The sequence below is a fragment of the Xenorhabdus bovienii genome (genome assembly GCF_024721015.1).
Lineage (GTDB): Bacteria > Pseudomonadota > Gammaproteobacteria > Enterobacterales > Enterobacteriaceae > Xenorhabdus > Xenorhabdus bovienii.
The window spans coordinates 1-24033 of the sequence record NZ_JANAIF010000029.1; the positions used below are offsets into that span (position 1 = coordinate 1).

17 protein-coding genes are annotated in these 24033 nt (G+C 46.5%); 13 read left to right on the forward strand and 4 right to left on the reverse strand.

The genetic code is table 11. The features are described 5' to 3' along the window. The 10 genes from NXS07_RS09675 to NXS07_RS09720 all read left to right on the forward strand — a co-directional run. The coding region (locus NXS07_RS09675) for an EF-Tu C-terminal domain-related protein (RefSeq protein ID WP_081048829.1) at positions 1-81 on the forward strand (81 nt) is incomplete at its 5' end. 308 nt (positions 82-389) lie between these two features. Beyond that, positions 390-773, forward strand: coding sequence for a preprotein translocase subunit SecE (secE, locus tag NXS07_RS09680; RefSeq protein WP_012990340.1), 384 nt, complete (start codon positions 390-392; stop codon positions 771-773). 3 nt (positions 774-776) lie between these two features. After that, on the forward strand, positions 777-1322 hold the full coding sequence (gene nusG / locus NXS07_RS09685; protein WP_012990339.1) for a transcription termination/antitermination protein NusG: 546 nt from the start codon (positions 777-779) through the stop codon (positions 1320-1322). 168 nt (positions 1323-1490) lie between these two features. Continuing rightward, a complete protein-coding gene (gene rplK / locus NXS07_RS09690) occupies positions 1491-1919 on the forward strand; it encodes a 50S ribosomal protein L11 (protein ID WP_010848553.1) in 429 nt (142 codons plus the stop codon). Positions 1920-1922: 3 nt separating this feature from the next. Further along, positions 1923-2624, forward strand: coding sequence for a 50S ribosomal protein L1 (gene rplA / locus NXS07_RS09695; RefSeq protein WP_012990338.1), 702 nt, complete (start codon positions 1923-1925; stop codon positions 2622-2624). Between the two features lie 338 nt (positions 2625-2962). After that, entirely contained in the window at positions 2963-3460 is a 498-nt protein-coding gene (gene rplJ, locus NXS07_RS09700) for a 50S ribosomal protein L10 (RefSeq protein WP_012990337.1), read from the forward strand. A gap of 63 nt (positions 3461-3523) precedes the next feature. Beyond that, positions 3524-3889 (forward strand): 50S ribosomal protein L7/L12, encoded by a 366-nt coding sequence (gene rplL / locus NXS07_RS09705; RefSeq protein ID WP_012990336.1) that lies wholly within the window; start codon positions 3524-3526, stop codon positions 3887-3889. Positions 3890-4226: 337 nt separating this feature from the next. Then, positions 4227-8255: a DNA-directed RNA polymerase subunit beta gene (gene rpoB / locus NXS07_RS09710; RefSeq protein WP_038221372.1), complete on the forward strand. Its 4029-nt coding sequence runs from the start codon at positions 4227-4229 to the stop codon at positions 8253-8255. A 130-nt stretch (positions 8256-8385) separates the two neighbouring features. Next, positions 8386-12612 (forward strand): DNA-directed RNA polymerase subunit beta', encoded by a 4227-nt coding sequence (gene rpoC / locus NXS07_RS09715; protein WP_038192707.1) that lies wholly within the window; start codon positions 8386-8388, stop codon positions 12610-12612. A gap of 93 nt (positions 12613-12705) precedes the next feature. Next, on the forward strand, positions 12706-13959 hold the full coding sequence (locus NXS07_RS09720; protein WP_038192700.1) for a polysaccharide deacetylase family protein: 1254 nt from the start codon (positions 12706-12708) through the stop codon (positions 13957-13959). A gap of 282 nt (positions 13960-14241) precedes the next feature. Here NXS07_RS09720 and malM read toward each other — a convergent pair whose 3' ends face one another. From malM to malK, 3 genes are read right to left on the reverse strand one after another with little or no spacing between them, the layout of a single operon-like run. Beyond that, positions 14242-15210, reverse strand: a complete 969-nt coding sequence (gene malM / locus NXS07_RS09725; protein ID WP_258086654.1) for a maltose operon protein MalM — start codon at positions 15208-15210, stop codon at positions 14242-14244. 23 nt (positions 15211-15233) lie between these two features. Then, positions 15234-16511, reverse strand: coding sequence for a maltoporin (locus NXS07_RS09730; RefSeq protein WP_258086655.1), 1278 nt, complete (start codon positions 16509-16511; stop codon positions 15234-15236). Positions 16512-16544: 33 nt separating this feature from the next. Further along, complete coding sequence (gene malK / locus NXS07_RS09735) at positions 16545-17654, reverse strand: maltose/maltodextrin ABC transporter ATP-binding protein MalK (RefSeq protein ID WP_038192690.1); 1110 nt, start codon at positions 17652-17654, stop codon at positions 16545-16547. Between the two features lie 396 nt (positions 17655-18050). Here malK and malE point away from each other — a divergent pair, with 396 nt between their 5' ends. From malE to malG, 3 genes are all read left to right on the forward strand, one after another. Beyond that, entirely contained in the window at positions 18051-19250 is a 1200-nt protein-coding gene (gene malE / locus NXS07_RS09740; protein ID WP_038192687.1) for a maltose/maltodextrin ABC transporter substrate-binding protein MalE, read from the forward strand. A gap of 135 nt (positions 19251-19385) precedes the next feature. Continuing rightward, a complete protein-coding gene (gene malF, locus NXS07_RS09745) occupies positions 19386-20948 on the forward strand; it encodes a maltose ABC transporter permease MalF (RefSeq protein ID WP_038192685.1) in 1563 nt (520 codons plus the stop codon). 12 nt (positions 20949-20960) lie between these two features. After that, on the forward strand, positions 20961-21851 hold the full coding sequence (gene malG / locus NXS07_RS09750) for a maltose ABC transporter permease MalG (protein ID WP_038192683.1): 891 nt from the start codon (positions 20961-20963) through the stop codon (positions 21849-21851). A gap of 69 nt (positions 21852-21920) precedes the next feature. On the opposite strand, the gene malQ is transcribed toward malG, so the two are convergent. Further along, on the reverse strand, positions 21921-24029 hold the full coding sequence (malQ, locus tag NXS07_RS09755) for a 4-alpha-glucanotransferase (RefSeq protein ID WP_038212489.1): 2109 nt from the start codon (positions 24027-24029) through the stop codon (positions 21921-21923). Between the last annotated feature and the right edge of the window lie 4 nt (positions 24030-24033).

The window sequence follows — 24033 nt, forward strand, 5'->3', positions numbered from 1 at the left end:
ATGGACGAAGGTCTGCGTTTCGCCATCCGTGAAGGTGGCCGTACTGTAGGTGCTGGTGTTGTTGCTAAAGTGATTGCATAATTTTTTTATGTGTTCATTCTGGAAGGGCATCGACAGATGCCCTTTTTATACGTTGTCTTAAGAAGAACCTATCTCATCAATAGTTGTCTGATAATGAGTGGATCATTACTCAATGGTTGTAGCGAATTATTGGTGAGATAGGCTCTGATACAACGGATGGGCTTTGTTATCATGCAGATACGAAAAGTCCTACTGAATTATGGTGCCAAGTCAGATACAATTACAATTATCTTTGGGTTCGGTCTGATTTGTTTTGCTCTTGCGAGGCAAGCTGGCTATCTATTTACATCATAGTTACAGGTTGGTTTATGAGTGCGAATAGCAATGCTCAAGAAAGCAGGCGTGGTCTTGATATAGCAAAATGGTTACTGGTGGCAGTGCTGCTAGTAGTTGCTATTGTGGGTAATTATTATTACCGGGAGTATAACCTGGCTCTGCGCGCGATAGCCGTCGTTGCTATTGTTGCTCTTGCAGGAGCAGTTGCATTCTGGACTGCGAAAGGTAAAGCCACATTAGCATTTGCCCGTGAAGCCCGCGTTGAAATGCGTAAAGTCATTTGGCCAACTCGCCAAGAAGCTCTGCACACAACATTGATTGTTGCAGCGGTGACAGCTGTCATGTCCCTGATTTTGTGGGGGCTGGATGGTATACTGGTGCGTTTAGTTTCATTTATTACAGGCCTGAGGTTTTAAAAAATGTCTGAATCCCCAAAAAAGCGTTGGTATGTCATACAGGCATTTTCTGGGTTCGAAGGTCGTGTTGCTCAATCTCTGCGTGAACATATCAAATTAGATGGTATGGAAGATTCTTTCGGCGAAGTCATGGTGCCGACAGAAGAAGTTGTTGAGATCCGCAGTGGCCAACGCCGTAAGAGCGAGCGCAAATTCTTCCCAGGTTATGTCTTGGTACAAATGGTAATGAACGATGCAACTTGGCATCTGGTTCGTAGTGTACCGCGCGTAATGGGTTTTATCGGTGGTACATCTGACCGTCCGGCTCCTATCAGTGATAAAGAAGTCGATGCTATTATGGATCGTCTTCAGCAGGTTGGTGATAAACCACGGCCAAAAACCTTGTTCGAGCCAGGCGAAATGGTTCGTGTCAGCGATGGTCCGTTTGCAGATTTCAATGGTGTAGTGGAAGAAGTCGATTACGAGAAGAGCCGCTTGAAAGTTTCGGTTTCTATCTTTGGCCGTGCTACGCCAGTCGAGTTGGATTTCAGTCAGGTAGAGAAAGCCTAATCTGATGCTTAATTGAGCAATCTGGCTTGCAAAGGGTGTGAAATTATCATACAATTTCGCGCCTTTTATTTTTAAGTATTGTTTTTAGTGGCCTGGTCTTTTAGACGGGCCTGAATCGTTAGGGGAGCCTCTTTTTGAGGCGATAATACCCATATAGAGGAAATATAGATGGCTAAGAAAGTACAAGCCTACGTTAAGCTGCAAGTTGCAGCGGGTATGGCTAACCCAAGCCCACCAGTTGGTCCAGCTCTGGGTCAGCAGGGTGTTAACATCATGGAATTCTGTAAAGCGTTCAATGCGAAAACTGAAAGCATTGAAAAAGGCCTGCCAATTCCAGTTGTTATTACTGTTTACGCAGACCGTTCTTTCACTTTCGTTACCAAAACCCCACCAGCTGCCGTTCTGCTGAAAAAAGCAGCGGGCGTTAAATCGGGTTCTGGCAAACCAAACAAAGAAAAAGTTGGTAAAGTAACCAGCGCACAGATCCGCGAAATCGCGGAAACTAAAGCTGCGGACATGACTGGTGCTGACGTTGACGCGATGATGCGTTCAATCGAAGGTACTGCTCGTTCCATGGGCCTGGTAGTGGAGGGTTAATCAATGGCTAAACTGACCAAGCGCATGCGCACTATCCGTGGTAAAGTTGATGCAACTAAACAATATGACATCAACGAAGCTGTTGCTCTGCTGAAAGAATTGGCAACTGCCAAATTCGTAGAAAGCGTTGACGTAGCTGTTAATCTTGGCATCGATGCTCGTAAATCTGACCAAAACGTTCGTGGCGCAACTGTTCTGCCACACGGTACTGGTCGTTCAGTACGTGTTGCTGTATTTGCTCAGGGCGCAAACGCTGAAGCGGCTAAAGCTGCTGGCGCTGAACTGGTAGGTATGGACGATCTGGCTGATCAGATTAAGAAAGGCGAGATGAATTTCGACGTCGTTATCGCATCTCCAGATGCAATGCGCGTTGTTGGCCAACTGGGTCAAATTCTGGGTCCTCGCGGCCTGATGCCAAACCCGAAAGTGGGTACTGTAACTCCTAACGTTGCTGAAGCTGTACAGAACGCTAAAGCAGGTCAGGTTCGTTACCGTAACGACAAAAACGGCATCATTCACACCACCATCGGTAAAGTTGACTTTGACGCTGACAAACTGAAAGAAAACCTGGAAGCCTTGGTAGTTGCGCTGAAAAAAGCAAAACCATCTTCAGCTAAAGGTATTTTCATCAAGAAAGTTAGCCTGTCTACCACCATGGGTGCAGGTGTTGCAATCGACCAATCTGGTCTGAACGCAACAGCCTAATTTAGGCTGAAAGTGAATAACGCTTTACCTTAGCGTTGGATTTGTCTAAAATCTGGCGCTTAAAATTTGCCTTATATTGTATATAACAACTAATATAAGTCGTTATATAAAATCTATATTAGGTAGAAAACAGTTTTCGGTTGGAGCTTGGCCTAATCCAAGCCCCGTCCAAGACCGCAGGCGTAAGTGATTACTTAATATCCTGCGTAGACGGTGACAGAGCCAAATGAAATTTATTTTCTGGATTCTGCTCACCGTGTTTCAGCGCTCAGGCACGCTTGGTGCTTTGAGTGAAGTGAGTCCCGGGTTTTCCCGGTTAATCCAGGAGCAAGAAGCTAATGGCACTAAATCTTCAAGACAAACAAGCGATTGTTGCTGAAGTCAGCGAAGTAGCCAAAGGCGCGCTGTCTGCGGTTGTTGCGGATTCTCGCGGCGTTACCGTAGGTAAAATGACTGAACTGCGTAAAGCAGGTCGCGAAGCTGGCGTTTACATGCGTGTTGTTCGTAACACCTTGATGCGTCGTGCTGTTGAAGGTACGGATTATGAGTGCCTGAAAGAAGCGTTTGTTGGTCCAACCTTGATTGCTTTCTCTAGCGAACATCCGGGCGCAGCTGCTCGTCTGTTCAAAGAATTCGCGAAAGCGAACCCAGCATTCGAGATTAAAGCAGCAGCCTTTGAAGGTGAGTTTATTTCAGGTGAAAATATCGATCGCCTGGCAACACTCCCAACTTACGAAGAAGCAATCGCACGCCTGATGGCAACCATGAAAGAAGCCTCTGCAGGCAAACTGGTTCGCACTCTGGCTGCGCTACGCGATCAGAAAGAAGCTGCTTAATAGCCTATTTCCTTCGTTGCTTTTTAACGTATAAACTTTTTCTGAATTTTAGGAACACTTGTTATGTCTATCACTAAAGAACAAATTCTGGACGCAGTTGCAGAAATGTCTGTAATGGACGTTGTTGAACTGATCACTATGATGGAAGAAAAATTCGGCGTTTCTGCTGCTGCAGCTGTAGCTGTTGTTGGCGGTGCTGCTGAAGCCGTTGAAGAAAAAACTGAATTCGACGTAATTCTGTCTAGTATTGGTGCTAACAAAGTTGCTGTAATCAAAGCAGTACGTGGCGCAACTGGTCTGGGTCTGAAAGAAGCTAAAGACCTGGTTGAAAGCGCACCAGCTGCTCTGAAAGAAGGCATCAGCAAAGACGACGCTGAAGCTCTGAAAAAATCTCTGGAAGAAGCTGGTGCTTCTGTTGAGATCAAGTAAGATCAGTTTTAAGTTCGCAGCCTGACTTTAAAGGCTGATGGCTGGCGATTTTTAATCGCCAGCCTTTTTGCGCTGTAGGGAGTTAGTAGCATTTCACACTGTTTGGCTGCTAATCAACCCAAAATACCCTTTCCTATTGACGACTTAATATACTGCGTTCTCAGCTACGATCCACTCGGGTAGCTCGGTAGTCAGGTAGCGCAATGAAATGATTTAAGAGTAATAGCAATGAGTATTACGGAAAATATTCTATTTTCTGTTCGAATAAATAGTGTTGCAGAGTGCTGTCCTAAAGGGCGGGCAGAGTGGGTCACTGATCAGCGAGCTGAGGAACCCTATGGTTTACTCCTATACCGAGAAAAAACGTATTCGTAAGGATTTTGGTAAACGTCCACAAGTTTTGGATATTCCATATCTCCTTTCTATCCAACTTGACTCGTTCCAGAAGTTTATCGAGCAAGATCCTGAAGGCCAAAATGGACTGGAAGCGGCCTTCCGTTCTGTGTTCCCAATTCAGAGTTACAGCGGCAATTCCGAGCTGCAATATGTAAGCTACCGTCTTGGTGAACCTGTTTTTGATGTGCAAGAGTGTCAGATCCGTGGTGTGACTTATTCCGCACCGCTGCGCGTTAAACTGCGTCTGGTGATCTATGAGCGCGAAGCGCCAGAAGGCACAGTCAAAGACATTAAAGAACAAGAAGTCTACATGGGTGAAATTCCACTCATGACTGATAACGGGACTTTCGTTATCAACGGTACTGAGCGTGTTATCGTATCTCAGTTGCATCGTAGCCCAGGCGTTTTCTTTGACAGCGATAAGGGTAAAACCCATTCATCCGGTAAGGTACTGTATAATGCACGTATCATCCCTTACCGTGGTTCATGGCTGGATTTCGAATTCGATCCTAAAGATAACTTGTTTGTGCGTATCGACCGCCGTCGTAAACTGCCGGCTTCGATTATTCTGCGTGCAATGAATTATAGTACTGAAGACATTCTGAACCTGTTCTTCAACAAAACGGTCTTCGAAATTCGCGATAACAAATTGCAGATGACTCTGGTTCCGGAACGTCTGCGTGGTGAAACGGCTTCATTTGATATTGAAGCAAACGGCAAGCTTTATGTTGAAAAAAGCCGTCGTATCACCGCACGTCATATTCGCCAGTTAGAAAAAGATCAGATAGACCGTATTGAGGTTCCTGTCGAATATATCGCGGGTAAAGTCGTCGCAAAAGATTACATCGACCAGAACACTGGTGAAATCATCTGTGCAGCTAACATGGAGCTCTCTCTGGATCTGCTGGCGCGTCTGAGCCAGTCTGGTCACAAAACCATCGAGACTCTGTTTACCAACGATCTGGATCACGGTGCATACATCTCCGAAACTCTGCGTGTTGACCCAACCAATGATCGCCTGAGCGCGCTGGTTGAAATTTACCGCATGATGCGTCCGGGTGAGCCACCAACACGTGAAGCCGCAGAAAATCTGTTTGAGAACCTGTTCTTCTCTGAAGACCGCTATGATCTGTCTGCGGTTGGCCGCATGAAGTTCAACCGTTCTCTGGATCGCACAGAAATTGAAGGTTCCGGTATCCTGAGCAAAGAAGACATCACTGATGTGATGAAGAAGCTCATCGATATTCGTAACGGTAAAGGTGAAGTGGACGATATCGACCACTTGGGTAACCGTCGTATCCGTTCTGTCGGCGAAATGGCGGAAAACCAGTTCCGCGTTGGCTTAGTTCGTGTAGAACGTGCTGTGAAAGAGCGTCTGTCACTGGGCGATCTGGATACCCTGATGCCACAGGACATGATCAACGCCAAACCAATTTCTGCTGCGGTGAAAGAGTTCTTTGGTTCCAGCCAGTTGTCCCAGTTTATGGATCAGAACAACCCGCTGTCCGAAATCACTCACAAACGTCGTATCTCTGCATTGGGCCCAGGCGGTCTGACCCGTGAGCGTGCAGGCTTCGAAGTACGTGACGTACACCCAACCCATTACGGTCGTGTATGTCCTATCGAAACGCCTGAAGGTCCAAACATCGGTCTGATTAACTCATTGTCCGTTTATGCTCGTACCAATGAGTATGGTTTCCTTGAAACCCCTTACCGTTTGGTACGTGACGGCGTAGTAACCGATGAAATTCATTATCTGTCTGCTATCGAAGAAGGTAACTACGTCATTGCACAGGCTAACACCGTGCTGGATGAAGAAGGCCACTTCGTAGAAGATCTGGTGACTTGCCGTCATTATGATGAATCCAGCTTGTTCAACCGTGATCAGGTTCAGTATATGGACGTTTCGACACAGCAGATCGTGTCCGTCGGTGCTTCCTTGATCCCATTCCTTGAACACGATGACGCCAACCGTGCATTGATGGGTGCGAACATGCAACGTCAGGCAGTTCCGACTCTGCGTGCTGACAAGCCGCTGGTTGGTACAGGCATGGAGCGTGCAGTTGCCGTTGACTCTGGTGTAACTTCAGTCGCCAAGCGTGGTGGTGTGATTCAGTACGTAGATGCATCCCGTATCGTTATTAAAGTTAACGAAGACGAAATGTACGCGGGTGAAGCTGGCATCGATATCTATAACCTGACCAAATACACGCGTTCCAACCAGAACACCTGTATCAACCAGATGCCATGTGTTTCTCTGGGTGAATTGGTAGAACGTGGTGATGTACTGGCTGACGGCCCATCCACTGACTTGGGTGAACTGGCGCTGGGTCAGAACATGCGCGTGGCGTTCATGCCATGGAATGGTTATAACTTCGAGGACTCCATTCTCGTATCTGAGCGTGTTGTTCAGGAAGACCGTTTCACTACTATTCACATTCAGGAACTGGCTTGTGTGTCTCGTGACACCAAACTGGGGTCTGAAGAGATCACTGCTGACATCCCTAACGTGGGCGAAGCTGCACTGTCTAAACTGGACGAATCCGGCATCGTTTACATTGGCGCGGAAGTGAAAGGTGGCGATATTCTGGTTGGTAAAGTGACACCGAAAGGTGAAACCCAATTAACGCCAGAAGAAAAACTGTTGCGTGCGATCTTCGGTGAGAAAGCATCTGACGTTAAAGACTCTTCACTGCGTGTGCCAAACGGTGTTGCCGGTACTATTATCGACGTGCAGGTCTTTACCCGTGATGGCGTAGAAAAAGACAAGCGTGCGTTGGAAATCGAAGAAATGCAGTTGCGTCAGGCGAAAAAAGACCTGACAGAAGAACTGCGTATCTTCGAAGCTGGTCTGTTTGCCCGTATTCACTCCGTACTGGTTGCCGGTGGAATTGAAGCGGAAAAATTAAGCAAACTGCCGCGCGAGCGCTGGTTAGAGCTGGGTCTGGCTGATGAAGAAAAACAGAATCAGTTGGAACAGCTGGCAGAACAGTATGACGAACTGAAAACTGAGTTCGAGAAAAAACTGGATGCTAAACGCCGTAAGATCACTCAGGGCGATGATCTGGCACCGGGTGTGCTGAAAATCGTTAAAGTGTATCTGGCTGTTAAACGCCAGATCCAGCCTGGTGACAAGATGGCAGGTCGCCATGGTAACAAGGGTGTTATTTCTAAGATCAACCCGATCGAAGATATGCCTTACGATGAAAACGGAACACCTGTAGACATCGTATTGAACCCGCTGGGTGTACCATCACGTATGAACATCGGTCAGATTCTGGAAACTCACTTGGGTATGGCGGCTAAAGGCATTGGTGACAAGATCAATGCAATGCTGAAACAGCAGCAGGAAGTTGCCAAACTGCGTGAATTCATCCAGAAAGCCTATGATCTTGGTGACGATACCCGTCAGACAGTTGACCTGAATACTTTCACTGATGAAGAAGTTCTGCGTCTGGCTGAAAACCTGAAAAAAGGTATGCCAATTGCAACACCAGTCTTCGACGGTGCGAAAGAGACTGAAATCAAAGAGCTGTTGAAACTGGCTGGCCTGCCGACGTCCGGTCAGATCACACTGTTTGACGGCCGCACTGGTGAGCAGTTCGAGCGTCAGGTAACCGTGGGTTACATGTACATGCTGAAACTGAACCACTTGGTTGATGACAAAATGCATGCCCGTTCTACCGGTTCTTACAGCTTGGTTACTCAGCAGCCGCTGGGTGGTAAAGCACAGTTCGGTGGTCAGCGCTTCGGTGAGATGGAAGTGTGGGCATTGGAAGCATACGGTGCCGCGTACACCCTGCAAGAAATGCTCACAGTCAAGTCCGACGATGTTAACGGTCGTACCAAGATGTATAAAAACATTGTTGATGGTAACCACCAGATGGAACCAGGCATGCCGGAATCTTTCAACGTATTGCTGAAAGAGATCCGTTCGTTGGGTATCAACATCGAGCTGGAAGACGAATAAATCGTTTTCCCGCTGGTACTGTCCGGTATGAATATGCCGGGCAGTTTACCAGCCAGTGGTTACACTGAGCATAGGGGGGAGTGGCATGGGCCACTCACCTAACAGGTCTAACTCCGACAGGAGCTATTTCGTGAAAGACTTATTGAAGTTTCTGAAAGCGCAAACTAAGACCGAAGAGTTTGATGCGATCAAAATTGCTCTGGCCTCTCCAGATATGATCCGTTCGTGGTCATTCGGGGAAGTAAAAAAGCCGGAAACCATTAACTACCGTACGTTCAAGCCTGAACGTGACGGTCTTTTCTGCGCACGTATTTTCGGGCCAGTAAAAGATTACGAATGCTTGTGTGGTAAATACAAGCGTTTGAAACACCGTGGTGTGATTTGTGAGAAGTGTGGCGTCGAAGTGACCCAGACTAAAGTTCGTCGTGACCGTATGGGTCATATCGAGCTGGCATCTCCAACCGCTCATATCTGGTTCCTGAAATCTCTGCCATCCCGCATCGGTTTGCTGCTGGATATGCCACTGCGAGACATTGAACGCGTACTGTACTTCGAATCCTATGTGGTTGTTGAAGGCGGCATGACCAGCCTTGAGCGTGCGCAGATCCTGACAGAAGAACAGTATCTGGATGCATTGGAAGAGTTCGGTGATGAATTTGATGCAAAAATGGGCGCAGAAGCGATCCAGGCTTTGCTGAAAAATCTCGATCTGGAAAACGAATGTGAGACCTTGCGTGAAGAGTTGAACGAAACTAACTCTGAAACTAAGCGCAAGAAGCTGACCAAGCGTATTAAACTGTTGGAAGCATTCATTCAGTCTGGCAACAAGCCAGAGTGGATGGTTCTGACCGTTCTGCCAGTTCTGCCACCGGATTTGCGTCCATTGGTTCCTCTGGATGGCGGCCGTTTCGCAACTTCAGACTTGAACGATCTGTATCGTCGCGTTATTAACCGTAACAACCGTCTGAAACGCCTGCTGGATCTGGCTGCGCCAGACATCATCGTACGTAACGAAAAACGTATGTTGCAGGAAGCGGTTGATGCGCTGCTGGATAACGGCCGTCGCGGTCGTGCGATCACCGGTTCTAACAAGCGTCCTCTGAAATCCTTGGCAGACATGATCAAGGGTAAACAAGGTCGTTTCCGTCAGAACCTGCTGGGTAAACGTGTTGACTACTCAGGCCGTTCTGTAATTACCGTAGGGCCATACCTGCGTCTGCATCAGTGTGGTCTTCCTAAGAAGATGGCATTGGAGCTGTTCAAGCCATTCATCTACGGCAAGCTGGAACTGCGTGGTCTGGCGACGACTATCAAAGCCGCCAAGAAAATGGTTGAGCGTGAAGAAGCGGTCGTATGGGATATCCTTGATGAAGTGATCCGTGAACACCCAGTTCTGCTGAACCGTGCACCGACCCTTCACCGTTTGGGTATCCAGGCATTTGAGCCAGTTCTGATCGAAGGTAAGGCAATCCAGTTGCACCCATTGGTGTGTGCGGCCTATAACGCCGACTTCGATGGTGACCAGATGGCTGTTCACGTACCGCTGACGCTGGAAGCCCAGTTAGAAGCGCGCGCGCTGATGATGTCTACCAACAACATCCTGTCTCCAGCGAGCGGTGAGCCAATCATCGTTCCCTCTCAGGACGTTGTATTGGGTCTGTACTACATGACTCGTGACTGTGTTAACGCCAAAGGCGAAGGCATGGTTTTGACCGGTCCTAAAGAAGCTGAACGCGTTTATCGCGCCGGTCTGGCTTCTCTGCACGCCCGTGTCAAAGTTCGTATCACTGAAGAAGTGAGAGATGGCGAAGGCAATGTCACCACCAATACGGGTCTGGTGGATACCACCGTCGGTCGTGCCATCCTGTGGATGATTGTACCGCGTGGCCTGCCTTACTCGCTGATTAACCAGGCGTTGGGCAAAAAAGCTATCTCTAAGATGCTGAACACCTGTTACCGCATTCTGGGCTTGAAACCAACCGTTATCTTAGCTGACCAGACCATGTATACCGGTTTTGCTTACGCTGCCCGTTCAGGGGTATCCGTAGGTATTGATGACATGGTTATTCCTGAGAAGAAAGAAGGCATCATTGCAGAAGCGGAAGCGGAAGTGGCCGAAATTCAGGAACAGTTCCAGTCAGGTCTGGTAACCGCGGGCGAACGCTATAACAAAGTTATCGATATCTGGGCTGCGGCAAACGAACGTGTTGCCAAGGCGATGATGGAAAACCTGTCTACTGAAACTGTTATTAACCGTGATGGCGAAGAAGAACAGCAAGTTTCTTTCAATAGCATCTTTATGATGGCTGACTCCGGTGCTCGTGGTTCTGCCGCTCAGATCCGTCAGTTGGCGGGTATGCGTGGCCTGATGGCAACACCAGATGGTTCCATCATCGAAACCCCAATCACCGCGAACTTCCGTGAAGGTCTGAACGTACTGCAGTACTTCATCTCAACCCACGGTGCTCGTAAAGGTTTGGCGGATACCGCATTGAAAACGGCGAACTCCGGTTACCTGACTCGTCGTCTGGTTGACGTTGCCCAAGACTTGGTCGTGACTGAAGATGACTGTGGTACTCACAACGGTATCTTGATGACTCCGGTTATCGAAGGTGGTGATGTTAAAGAGCCATTGCGTGAGCGTGTACTGGGTCGTGTGACGGCTGAAGATGTCCTGAAACCAGGTACAGCGGATATTTTGGTTTCACGTAATACCCTGCTGAATGAAAAATGGTGTGATCTGTTAGAAGAAAGCTCCGTTGACAGCGTGAAAGTACGCTCCGTAGTAAGCTGTGAGACAGACTTCGGCGTCTGTGCAAACTGTTACGGCCGTGACCTTGCCCGTGGTCATATCATCAACAAAGGTGAAGCAGTTGGTGTTATCGCGGCACAGTCAATCGGTGAACCAGGTACACAGTTGACGATGCGTACGTTCCACATCGGTGGTGCGGCATCTCGTGCGGCAGCAGAATCCAGCATTCAGGTACGTAACAAAGGTCATCTGAAGCTGTTCAACGCGAAATACGTCACTAACTCAGCAGGCAAACTGGTTATTACTTCTCGTAATACAGAACTGCGTCTGATTGATGATTTCGGCCGTACCAAAGAGAGCTACAAAGTCCCTTACGGCTCGGTACTGTCGAAAGGTGATGGCGAGACAGTGACCGGCGGCGAAACCGTTGCGAACTGGGATCCACACATCATGCCAGTCGTGAGTGAAGTATCCGGTATCATCCAGTTCTATGACATGGTTGATGGCCAGACCATTACTCGTCAGACGGACGAATTGACCGGTCTGTCATCACTGGTGGTTCTGGACAGTGCAGAACGTACAGGTAGCGGTAAAGACCTGCGTCCGGCACTGAAAATTGTTGACGCTCAGGGTAAGGATGTTCTGATCTCAGGTACTGATATGCCTGCTCAGTACTTCCTGCCGGGTAAAGCGATTGTTCAGCTGGAAGATGGCATATCTATTTCTGCGGGTGATACGCTGGCGCGTATTCCTCAGGAATCTGGCGGTACTAAAGATATCACCGGTGGTCTGCCACGTGTTGCGGATCTGTTCGAAGCACGTCGCCCGAAAGAGCCCGCTATTCTGGCAGAAATCAGCGGTATTGTTTCCTTCGGTAAAGAAACCAAAGGTAAACGTCGTCTGGTAATCAGCCCATTGGATGGCAGTGATGCTTACGAAGAGATGATCCCTAAATGGCGTCAGCTCAACGTATTCGAAGGTGAAGTTGCTGAACGTGGTGACGTGATCTCCGATGGCCCAGAATCTCCACACGACATTCTGCGTCTGCGTGGCGTTCACGCGGTTGCCCGTTACATCACCAACGAAGTACAGGAAGTTTACCGTCTGCAAGGCGTTAAGATTAACGATAAACACATTGAAGTTATCGTTCGTCAGATGCTGCGTAAAGTGACTATCGCGAGTGTGGGTAGTTCTGAGTTCCTCGAAGGCGAGCAGGTTGAATACGCGCGTGTTAAAGTCGCGAACCGTAAGCTGGAGCTTGATGGCAAATTAGCGGCTACCTTCCATCGTGACCTATTGGGTATTACCAAGGCATCACTGGCAACAGAATCCTTCATCTCTGCGGCGTCGTTCCAGGAAACAACGCGCGTACTGACTGAAGCCGCTGTTGCAGGTAAACGTGATGAATTGCGTGGCCTGAAAGAGAACGTCATTGTTGGTCGTCTGATCCCTGCGGGTACAGGTTATGCGTACCATCAGGAGCGCATCCGCCGTCGTCACGCAAACGAAGTGGTTGAAGCGCCACAAGTCAGTGTTGACGAAGCGACTGCAAACCTTGCTGAATTGTTGAATGCAGGTTTCGGTAGCAGCAGCGATAAACAGTAGTATTATGGTGTATAGAATCATCTTCTATACACATCGCTAATCATAAAATGCCCTCTCTTGGTGGAGGGCATTTTTTATTGGATGGAAAATAAAATGAGCCGAATCGTCTATGTTATTGAAGTCGCTTTATTACTGTTTTTTAGTTTCTTTTCCAATCCTGTATTAGCACAGCACCACAATTTATCAAACTATCGTTACATGGAGGTGACTAAAGACAGTGAAATATATGCTCGGGTAGGTGAACATATTGTTCAGGTTGGATTATTAAAGAAAGGTCATTTTCTAAAGGCGGCTCAGGAAAAAGGCGATCAGGATGATCATTACGAATTTCATTTTGGTAATGGTCAAGGCTATATTGAGAAAGAAAATCTAAAAGAAGTCAAAAAATCTGTGTCTTTCAATGTCCCGCTCGCTACTCTTGATAAAAAAAACAGCGAAAATTTAATGATTTTTAAGGATGTTCGGGTTTATAGCACGCCTGAAGTTAATAGTTCATCGATTGCGATTCTGAGTGCTAATCTCCGCTATCCAATTTTAGACAAACTGAAAGATCCCTCAGACCAGACGTGGTATGAAGTGAATCTAGGGGATCGCGTAGGTTACATTAGTGGTCAGGATGCCGAACTGGATCATGGTATTCCTTTGCTGACTTATCACCATATTCTGAAAGATAAAGAGAATAAGCGTTTTCTCCATACCTCAACAACGACCTCTTTATCGGCTTTTCGCGAGCAAATGGATTATTTGAAACAGGCAGATTACACCACGATTTCATTGTATGAGTTGGAAGGCTATCTGAATGGGACTCTCAACTTACCTGCAAAAGTGGTTGGTCTGACGTTTGATGATGGATTGAAATCTATTTACCGTTATGCCTATCCAATCTTGAAAAAGAATGGACAGAAAGCGACTCTTTTTATTATTTCATCCAGAATTAAGCGGTATCCGCAGGAATGGAATTCTGAAGACCTGCAATTTATGAATCTTTCTGCATTATATGCTACAAAGGATGTGTTTGATTTTCAGTCCCATACCCACTTTTTGCATCGTCTGGGGAAAAACAAACAACCAATATTATTCAGCCGTTCATATCACACCATTCTGTATGATTTTGAACGTTCTCGTCGTGCACTGTCACAATTCAATCCCCATGTTCTCTATCTCTCCTATCCCTTTGGTGGATATAACCAGCAAGCTATGGATGCAGCCCGAAATGCAGGATTTCATTTAGCAGTCACAACCAAACAGGGTAAGGTAAAACTGGGAGATAACCCATTTGCACTGAAGCGTTTATATATATTACGAACCGATTCTATTGAAAAAATGGCAAAAGTGATTGCTAATTAATGGGGTGAAATATTTTTGTAATTTATTAATAATCGGATGTGTAATATGAGTTATTGAATAATTTGTAGCTATCCTTTTGGAATTACAATGTATTTGTATTTGTATTTGTATTTGTATTTGTATTTGTATTTGTATTTGTATTTGTATTTGTATTTATTTTATTATTATCTTGGATTTTTATTTTTTCGGAAAAGTATTAAAAGAATATCTGGTTAATAAAGGGGTTATAGATTGTTAAATGAATATCTCATTTCTTACTATAACCCTAATAATAAATTGAGCCTATTTGGAATTTTTTATCATTTTGATAAAGGTATCTCTTGCGGTTGATGATCCCAAGCGTTCAGCTTCATCCAGCAGATGTAGTGCTTTATCAATATCACCGCCATTAATCGCTTTCTTAATGGCGTCATTGAAATATTTTTCGGTATCACTTAGAACTGGTTTGTTTTCGGGGGTAATAGCTGGAACAACAGGTTGTAGTGTTGTAACGGCTGTCGTTACTGTTTGCATGGAGCCGACCGTGACAGGTTTTGGCGCGGGTGCTGAGAAGGCCTGACCAATCAGGACATTACCGGCATCGCGTTCTGATTTCACTTTTAGCGTTAATGTTCCTGTTTCCGTATGGCGAGCCATCGGATCAGGAATATTAGGTACGGCATTACCTACTCCCTGAGCATAGGCTTTAGCTGGATCGACCATTTGTGTAGATGACTGTAAATCAGCACGGGTGGTATAAACCAGCAGGTAAATTTGCTGTTGCCCCAATGCGGGTGTTAATTTTAACGTCCCTTCAAGCCTGTCAACTGACATGATACCCGGTCGTTGATATTGAAAATAATGACTTGGGTAAAAGGCTGCGGGGCGCAATTGCTCATCAAGCACTAACACATTGGGCGAATAAACCTGCTTATCCTTTATCAGGCTATTCAGAGTGATCTCTAATGCACCCTGGTTGGCTGGCAATGCAAATGCAGCTACCGCTCCTTGAATATCCCCTTCATTAATCTGGGATGATGCACTATTCAGGATAATAGTCTGAGTGGCATGAGTATTAGCTGGCAGCCACTTTAATTTCTGTAAGGACGACATAGTCAGCGCAGGTGCTGTGGTATTGTGCAGTTTGCTATCGGGCACAACTACATTGTCAGAACTGTCAGGCATGGCTGTATCAGGTGCTGCATAGCTCGCTGCGGGAAGTGCATAGCAAAGCAGAGTACTGAGACAAACTGAAAGCAGTTTTATTTTCATTGTATTAGCCTTGTCTGAATCCATTACCACCAAGCTTCGAACTGGGCGCCAAAGGTGAATTCATCACTGTTACCACGGCTGAAACGGTGTGATGACGAATCACTGTAGGCAACACCCTCCGTGTAACCGTCACTTTTGTTTGCATAGCCCCATTTTTCATCCCATTTGGCATAAGTTGCAAACAAACGGATTGCTGGGCGTGACCAGATACTGTCACCTGCCTGCCATTGCTGTGCCAGCGTGATTTTGTATTGATTGTTGGTGTCTTTGGTGCGTTGAGATTTCACATTGTCATAGCCGACTTCCAGCAAAGTACTCATGATGGGCGTCCATTTGTACATTGGGCGGACACCAACGGTGTACCATGTGTTGCCGTTGCGATTATCGCGATCTATATTCTGATACATGGCTAAATACATCAGATCCCATTTATCCGTAATATTGATAGCACCATGATTCAGGATACGTAACATATGCCCATCATTGTTTACGCTGGCACCTTCTGAATGGCCACTATTGTAGGAAGTCATGGCATCAGTGGCGTACTGTACGACAAATTTATTAAAGCCACCTAACATGCTTTGAGTATGTTCAGCTGTCAGCATTACACCATCTTTAGATGCTTTTTGATTCAGATGGTAACCCTTGCGCGCATTGGCACGTCCATAGTCGATGCCAAGCTCTAGAGTGCCGCCTTCATTCACCTGTAAATTAGCTAATCGCACATCGAAAACATCATTGGAAGTCGGAACTTCATCGCGTTTATCGGCGATCCAGCCATGCGAACCACCGGATTCCGTATTGCGGGTCACGGCAAGGGAAAGTTTACCAAATCCCAAATCAATATCCTGCAAACCTGCTCCAGGGCCTGAGATGTCCCAGTAATAAAAATCGATCATATGCACATCGTGTCGCTGGTAGAAACGCTTACCTGCCCATAGCGTCGAACCAGGCAGCCAGTCAATGATGTTGCTTGCCTGAACGTTGACTTCGCGGAAAGCTGGGTTGGTTGATTCCCAGTCATCTTTCTGTGCAACGGAATAGGCCACATTGGTATCAAAATAGAAACGCTTATTACCCTCTTTCCATAACTCTTGCCCTAGTTTTAGTTCTGCATAGGTTTCACACTCATTGCCCAGACGGTACTTACTCTGTGCGCCGGTGCTTTGGACACATTTTTGTTCTCCTCCTTTACCTGCCCAGCCAATGCCAGAACGGGCATAACCGTGGAACTCCACCGCAGTGGCCTGGATGGATAACAAACCAGTCAGCATGGCCAATGAAAGAGGTAAGATACGCATAATGATTCTCCTGTTATTTTTTATGGCACGGGTTCAGACTCCGGGCTCTTTATGCAAACGCTGACATGCAGTTCCATCTTCGCGGAATAGATGACAGCGATGGGGAGCTAACCCGATAGTGAAGGTTGCTCCTTCTTCCACGAGAACAACATCAGGCTGGCGGTAAACCAAATTTTGGTGAATTGCAGGTATGCGGATGTGAATCTGAGTTTCATTCCCCAGTTGCTCTACGATTTGCACTGTTCCTTCCAGCGTTACGTCGGCCACATCATTAGGCAGCAGGTGTTCAGGGCGGATACCTAGAGATACATTGCTACCGACAGTGACATCCTTACTTTCAACTGGTAGCCAGACATGCTGCCCGTTAGGCAAAATAATCTGTACTTGATCGACTGCTGTGGCAGAGACTTTGACTGGTAGGAAATTCATCTTTGGGGAACCAATGAAGCCCGCAACAAAACGGTTGGCAGGGTAGTGATAAATTTCGAGTGGCTTACCGACCTGAGCAATGTTGCCCGCATCCAAAACGACGATTTTATCCGCCAGCGTCATGGCTTCGGTTTGATCATGTGTAACATAGATCATCGTGCGTTGAAGGCGTTGATGCAGGCGTGAAATCTCGATGCGCATCTGGACACGCAGCGCAGCATCCAGATTGGAGAGTGGTTCATCCAGAAGAAAGATATTCGGTTCAGCGACCAGAGTGCGGCCAATGGCAACTCGCTGACGCTGCCCTCCTGATAGTGCTTTGGGGCGACGATCCAGCAGATGGGCGAGCTGAAGAGTTTCTGCAACTTGTTGAACTCGCTTCTGGATATCGCTTTTTTTGATCCCGGCCAGTTTCATGCCGAATGACATATTGTCAGCAACAGACAGATGGGGGTATAGCGCGTAGGATTGAAAAACCATACCTACACTGCGTTTGGCAGGAGGAACATCATTCATTCGCTGCCCTGCTATCAGTAAATCACCGGAGGTAATGTCTTCCAGACCTGCAATCATCCTTAACAGTGTTGATTTTCCACATCCTGATGGACCAACAAAAACAACAAATTCCCCTTCTTCAATCTCAAGGTTGAAATTTTTGGAAATGACAGTTTCACCATAAGTCTTAGATACATTGCGGAGTGTGACGCTGGACATGTGTTCCCCTCGGAGTTGTCACCCTAGTTTCATGTTTGTAGTAAAAAACTTAGTGAAAAACTGGTGGCAAAATTGTGTGCAAAATAACAGGAATAAAAATCCTCCATCCCATAATTTTTTATGGGGGAGGCATAAGGAGGATGAGATTAATGTGATTGAGAGATTCCGTGAAAAATCACTGAGCAAGATGTGATTTAAATCGCAAAAATTGATGTCTCTTTAAGGTTAACATCCTGATTTTCAGTGTTTTTGTAATCAAGTTCACACTCATTTATGGTGAGGCGTAGAACAGGGGAGGATGAGCTTGCCTTCCGTTGATTGCACACTGGGAACCATTTTCTAGCGGTGTAACGAGAAATTCATCTTGAACCTGCAAACGACGAAAAGGACGGAATGATGACAAAAACAACTCTGAAAGTGGGTGCTCGCGCTCTGATGCTTTCCGTTTTAACGACATGGATACTCTCTGCCCCTGCTTTTGCAAAGCTGGAAGAAGGCAAGCTGGTGATTTGGATCAACGGTGATAAAGGATACAACGGGCTGGCACAGGTTGGTGAGAAATTTGCAAAAGAGACAGGTATTCCTGTTGCTGTTGAGCATCCCGATAAATTCGAAGAAAAATATTCTCAAATAGCCGCGAACGGTGATGGGCCAGATATCATTTTCTGGGCGCATGATCGCTTTGGTGGTTATGCCCAATCTGGTTTATTGGCCGAAGTGACACCTGATCAACCGTTCATGGACAAGCTATTTCCTTTTACCTGGGATGCGGTTCGTTATGATGGCAAACTGATTGGTTATCCCATTGCAGTTGAAGCGCTTTCTCTTATTTACAATAAAGATTTAGTGAAATCTCCGCCAAAGACATGGGAAGAGATCCCTGCGCTGGATAATGAACTGAAAAAGCAGAATAAAAGCGCAATCATGTTCAACTTGCAGGAACCTTATTTCACTTGGCCACTGATTGCTGCTGATGGGGGCTACGCTTTCAAAGTGGAGAATGGTGCCTATAACACCAAGGATAGCGGAGTGAATAATGCGGGCTCCAAAGCGGGGATGCAATTCTTGGTTGATTTGGTGAAAAACAAACATCTGAGTGCTGATATCGATTACTCCATTGCTGAAGCGGCTTTCAATAAAGGCAAAACAGCAATGACCATCAATGGCCCGTGGACTTGGACGAATATCGACAAAAGTAAGATCAATTATGGGGTTACTTTATTGCCAACCTTTAAAGGAAAACCCTCTAAACCGTTTGTTGGCATCTTAACCGCCGGAATCAATGCAGCTAGTCCTAATAAAGAATTGGCGAAGGAGTTTCTGGAAAACTATTTGCTGACCAACGAAGGCTTGGCAACAGTGGATAAGGACAAACCGTTGGGGGCTGTGGCGCTGAAATCTTATCAGGATATCCTTGCGAAAGATCCACGTATTGCTGCCACGATGGCAAATGCTCAGCAAGGTGAAATTATGCCGAATGTTTCGCAAATGAGTAGTTTTTGGTATGCCATGCGCAGTGCTGTCCTTAATGCAGTGAATGGTCGGCAAGCTATTGATGCCGCGCTTAATGATGCAGAAAATCGAATAGCTAAATAAACGAATAACAGGTTCCTGATTTTATACCCAATAGATTTCAAGTTGCCGCTTTGTTGGCGGCAATTTGAAAGATGAACGGTATAGAAGGAGCGTTAGTGTCTATTGGGATAGGCTCTTAGTAACAGGAAGTGCATGATGTCAGCGAGATTGGACAAAACAGAATGGTGGTCGCATCCTGTCCTAAAATGGTTCGGAGTCAGTCTGTGCCTATTTTTTACCGGTTATTTGATTGTATTGATGTATGCCCAAGGTGAATACCTGTTTGCCATGCTGACACTGGTATTACTGGGAAGTGGTATTTATGTCTTTGCTAACCGTAAGGCTTATGCTTGGCGTTATACCTATCCGGGAATTGCGGGCATGAGCCTGTTTGTATTGTTTCCACTTATTTGTACTGTCGCCATTGCTTTCACGAACTATAGCAGTACAAATCAACTAACTTTTGAACGGGCTCAAACGGTGTTGATGAGTCGTCAATATCAGGCAGGTCAGACATTTAATTTCAAACTTTATCCTGAATCTGAACAGTGGGTACTGGCCTTGAGTGTTCCTGATAGCTCTCAATTACTGGTATCTGATCCTTTTTCTTTATCTACATCTGCGGGGGAAGAAGTCATTCTACCTTTGCATAAGCAGGAAAAGGTTTTTGAGAGTGATGCCGCCGCATTGCGAACCATAACTCAGTATCGGCAGGCGTTAGGTCAGCTTGTTACTGTTCTGCCGGATGGCAGTAAGTTACGTATGAGTTCACTGCGTCAGTTTTCCGGCATACATCCCCTTCATTCCATTGGAGAAGACGGCATCACCCTGACCAACAATCAAACGGGGACACAATATCGACCGAATATGGATACAGGGTTCTATCAAGCCACGAACGCTGAGGGCGGCTGGAGTGAGGGAACATTAAGCCCGGGATTCACGGTTTCTGTCGGTTGGAAAAACTTTTTGCGGGTTATTCAGGATGACGGTATCCAAAAACCCTTTCTTTCGATTTTTGTCTGGACTGTGATCTTTTCCCTGCTAACGGTGATATTGACGGTGGCGCTGGGTATGATCCTTGCGTGTATTGTGCAGTGGGAGGCGCTCAAAGGACGGGCAATTTATCGTGTACTGCTTATTTTGCCGTACGCTGTTCCTTCGTTTATTTCCATCCTGATTTTTAAAGGGTTATTTAACCAGAGTTTTGGGGAAATCAACCTGCTGCTTAACGGGCTGTTTGGTTTGAAACCGGAGTGGTTTACCGACCCAACACTGGCGCGAACGATGTTGATTATCGTGAATACGTGGCTGGGGTATCCCTATATGATGATCCTTTGCATGGGGCTGCTGAAGTCAATTCCTGATGATCTTTATGAGGCATCGGCCATTGATGGGGCTGGGCCATTACAGAATTTTTCCAGAATTACTTTTCCATTGCTGATTAAGCCGCTGACTCCGTTGATAATTGCCAGTTTCGCTTTTAATTTTAATAACTTTGTTTTAGTTCAGTTGCTGACCAATGGCAGGCCGGATCGCATTGGTACAACAACCCCTGCGGGTTATACCGATCTTTTGGTGAATTATACCTATCGTATCGCTTTTGAAGGGGGCGGAGGACAGGATTTTGGTTTGGCTGCGGCTATTGCTACGTTGATTTTCCTTTTGGTCGGGGCATTAGCCATCATTAATCTGAAAGCGACTCGTATTAAATTTGATTGAGGAGAACGGGTAATGGCGATGGTGCAACCGAAATCACAACGGTGGCGGGTAGGGGCAACACATATGTTAATGCTGGCTTTTATTGCATTGATCTTATTGCCAATGTTGATGGTGATTGCTATTTCTTTGCGACCTGGAAATTTTGCCACAGGTAGTCTTATCCCTGAAACAATTTCATGGGAACACTGGAAACTGGCGCTTGGTTATAGCGTGGAATCCCCAGATGGACGTGTCACCCCCCCACCATTCCCCGTCATACAATGGTTGTGGAATTCAGTAAAAATTGCATTCATTACGGCTACGGGGATTGTGGCTTTGTCAACGACCTGTGCTTATGCCTTTGCTCGAATGCGCTTTCGTGGCAAAAGCACTTTGTTAAAAGGGATGCTGATTTTCCAAATGTTCCCTCCGGTACTTTCGCTGGTGGCGCTATATGCGCTCTTTGATCGATTAGGTGCCTATATTCCATTTATGGGGCTTAATACTCACGGTAGTGTGATTTTTGCCTATATGGGAGGGATTGCACTGCATGTATGGACGATCAAAGGTTATTTCGAAACGCTAGATGGTTCTTTGGAAGAAGCCGCAATGCTGGATGGGGCGACATCGTGGCAAGTTTTCCGTTTGATATTATTACCGCTTTCCGTGCCAATACTGGCGGTAGTGTTTATCCTGTCTTTTATTGGTGTCATAACCGAAGTTCCTGTGGCGTCACTGCTGTTGCGGGATGTAGACAGTTATACTCTGGCGGTAGGAATGCAACAGTACCTTCATCCACAAAACTCCCTCTGGGGGGATTTTGCTGCCGCAGCGGTGCTTTCCGCAATCCCTATCACCGTGATGTTCCTGCTTGCACAGCGCTGGTTAGTCGGTGGGTTAACATCAGGGAGCGTGAAGGGGTGATGTTCAGTTAAAAAGCTACACCACCATCGATAGAACAACTATCGATGGTGGTTTAAGTGATTACGGAATTTACCTTCGGTACTCTCCTACCGTTTGAAGTAAGTGGTTGATATGTTCATCTTGGAACATAGCTTCCAGCGTAATGCTTAGTTTGCGCCGCCAGTTGGGATACTCTGTGGACGTTCCCGGAATATTGACGGGGAGTTCCATATCTAGCCAGTCTTCGGGCTGCAATCCCAATAAGGCACTGGTACTGTGGGCAATGTAGCGATGTATGCTTTGATTGATGGAGGCTGACATCGGAGCTGGCGTGTCTGTCATGCTCAGTGATGCAGATAAATAACCACGGCGGTTCAAACCGTCCAATAACTTCTGCTTACAATGCTTACGTTCATCATATAACCCATCAAGTAGAGTGGTATCTGGGTATAAGCCGATTGATTCCCCCAACATCAAATCCTTGTTTTGCCAGAATCCGCGTAATGTAGGTAAATCATGGGTAGTAATGGTTGCCATTGCCTGTGTGGGGTATTCATCGGGTGAGCGGAATTCTCCGTGTCCATCCCGTTCAAAATAGAACACCTTATAGGAATAGACACTTCGGTCATGTAATTTCCCGACAATTTCTTCTGGCACGATCCCTAAATCTTCGCCAATCACCATACAGTGGTGGCGTTGGCTTTCCAGCGCCAGTATCGCCAGTAAATCGTCAACTGGATAATGGACATAAACCCCTTTATCGGCAGTTTCTCCTTGTGGTATCCACCATAGTCTGAGTAGTGACATAACGTGATCAATACGTAATGCCCCACAGTGGCGCATATTGCTACGCAGTAATTCAATAAAAGGCTGATAGGCTTGGGCTCGTAATACATGTGGGTTTATCGGAGGTAAGCCCCAGTTTTGTCCGAGTGGGCCGAGTATGTCCGGTGGAGCGCCAATAGATGCCTTGGTGCAATACACCGTTCGGTTGCACCATGTTTCTGAGCCGCCTTGTGCAACACCAACAGCCAAGTCACGATAAATGCCGATTGGCATATGATTGTGCTGGCTTTCGGTAAAGCAGCCAGCTAATTGGGTATCGGCCAGCCATTGTAACCAGAGGAAAAACTCGACTTCCTGCCAATGTGATTGGCAGAATTCCTTCACCGTATCGCTATCAGGTTCACGATATTTTTCTGGCCATACCGGCCAGCCCCAGTAAGCGCTGTCTTCGTCGTAGAGTTTACGGTGCAGAGCGTCATAGGCTGCTTGAGAGTAAAGGCTTTTACCACCTTTGGTAACAAATTGTCGAAAAGCAATGTACAGGGGATCTGTAGCGGATCGGGTTTGGAACTGTTGATAAGCCAGACGCAGCGCTGTTATTTTTAATGTCATCACGCTGGTGTAATCGACTAATTCTGTTTGGCGGACATGCTGGAGCTTGAGCTGAGTTTCCGGCAATAGCCACCATTTTTGAGCTTCAACACTGTATGTGAAATCTTCTACCTGGTTCACATCAATATAAATGATATTGAGCCAGTGACGGGAAGAAGGGCTGTAGGGACTGGTGTCTTCAGGCATGGCTGGATACATGGCATGAAGTGGATTCAGGCCGATAAATGCGCCACCCCGTTGCGTCAGTTCTTGCAGCATATATTTCAGATCGCCAAAATCGCCGATTCCCCAGTTATTTTCTGAACGCAAGGTATAGAGCTGGATACAGGCTCCCCAGAGTTTTCCGCCATTTATCAGCGTTTCTGGCTCATAGCAACGTTCTGGCGCCACAATAATCTGCATAACTGGGTGCTGGGTATGAGGTTCTTTTGCTGATATTGATTGTATTGGCACTAATGTCAGTGTGTGATAGCCCAGAGGAAGGTTAGCCGGCAGAGTGATTTGATATTGGCAATCCCCTTGAAATATCTCTCCTTGCTCTGTTTGTATTTGCCACCGATAATTTTCTGTACTGTTCAAAGGTAAAGTGATTGTCTGACCTTGAGTCATCACTTTAACCACAGGCACGGTTAAAACAGGTAAATCAGAAACCGGCCTATTGGCCGGTGGATCTGTATACATGGCTGCCAATATCCGATGCCGAATTTCGGCAGGGATAGCCTGCGGTTTCCCGTAGGCATTAATATATTCGGCGGCTATGCCAGCCTCTGTTGCCAAATTGTCGAGGTGTTTATTTTCCATGATG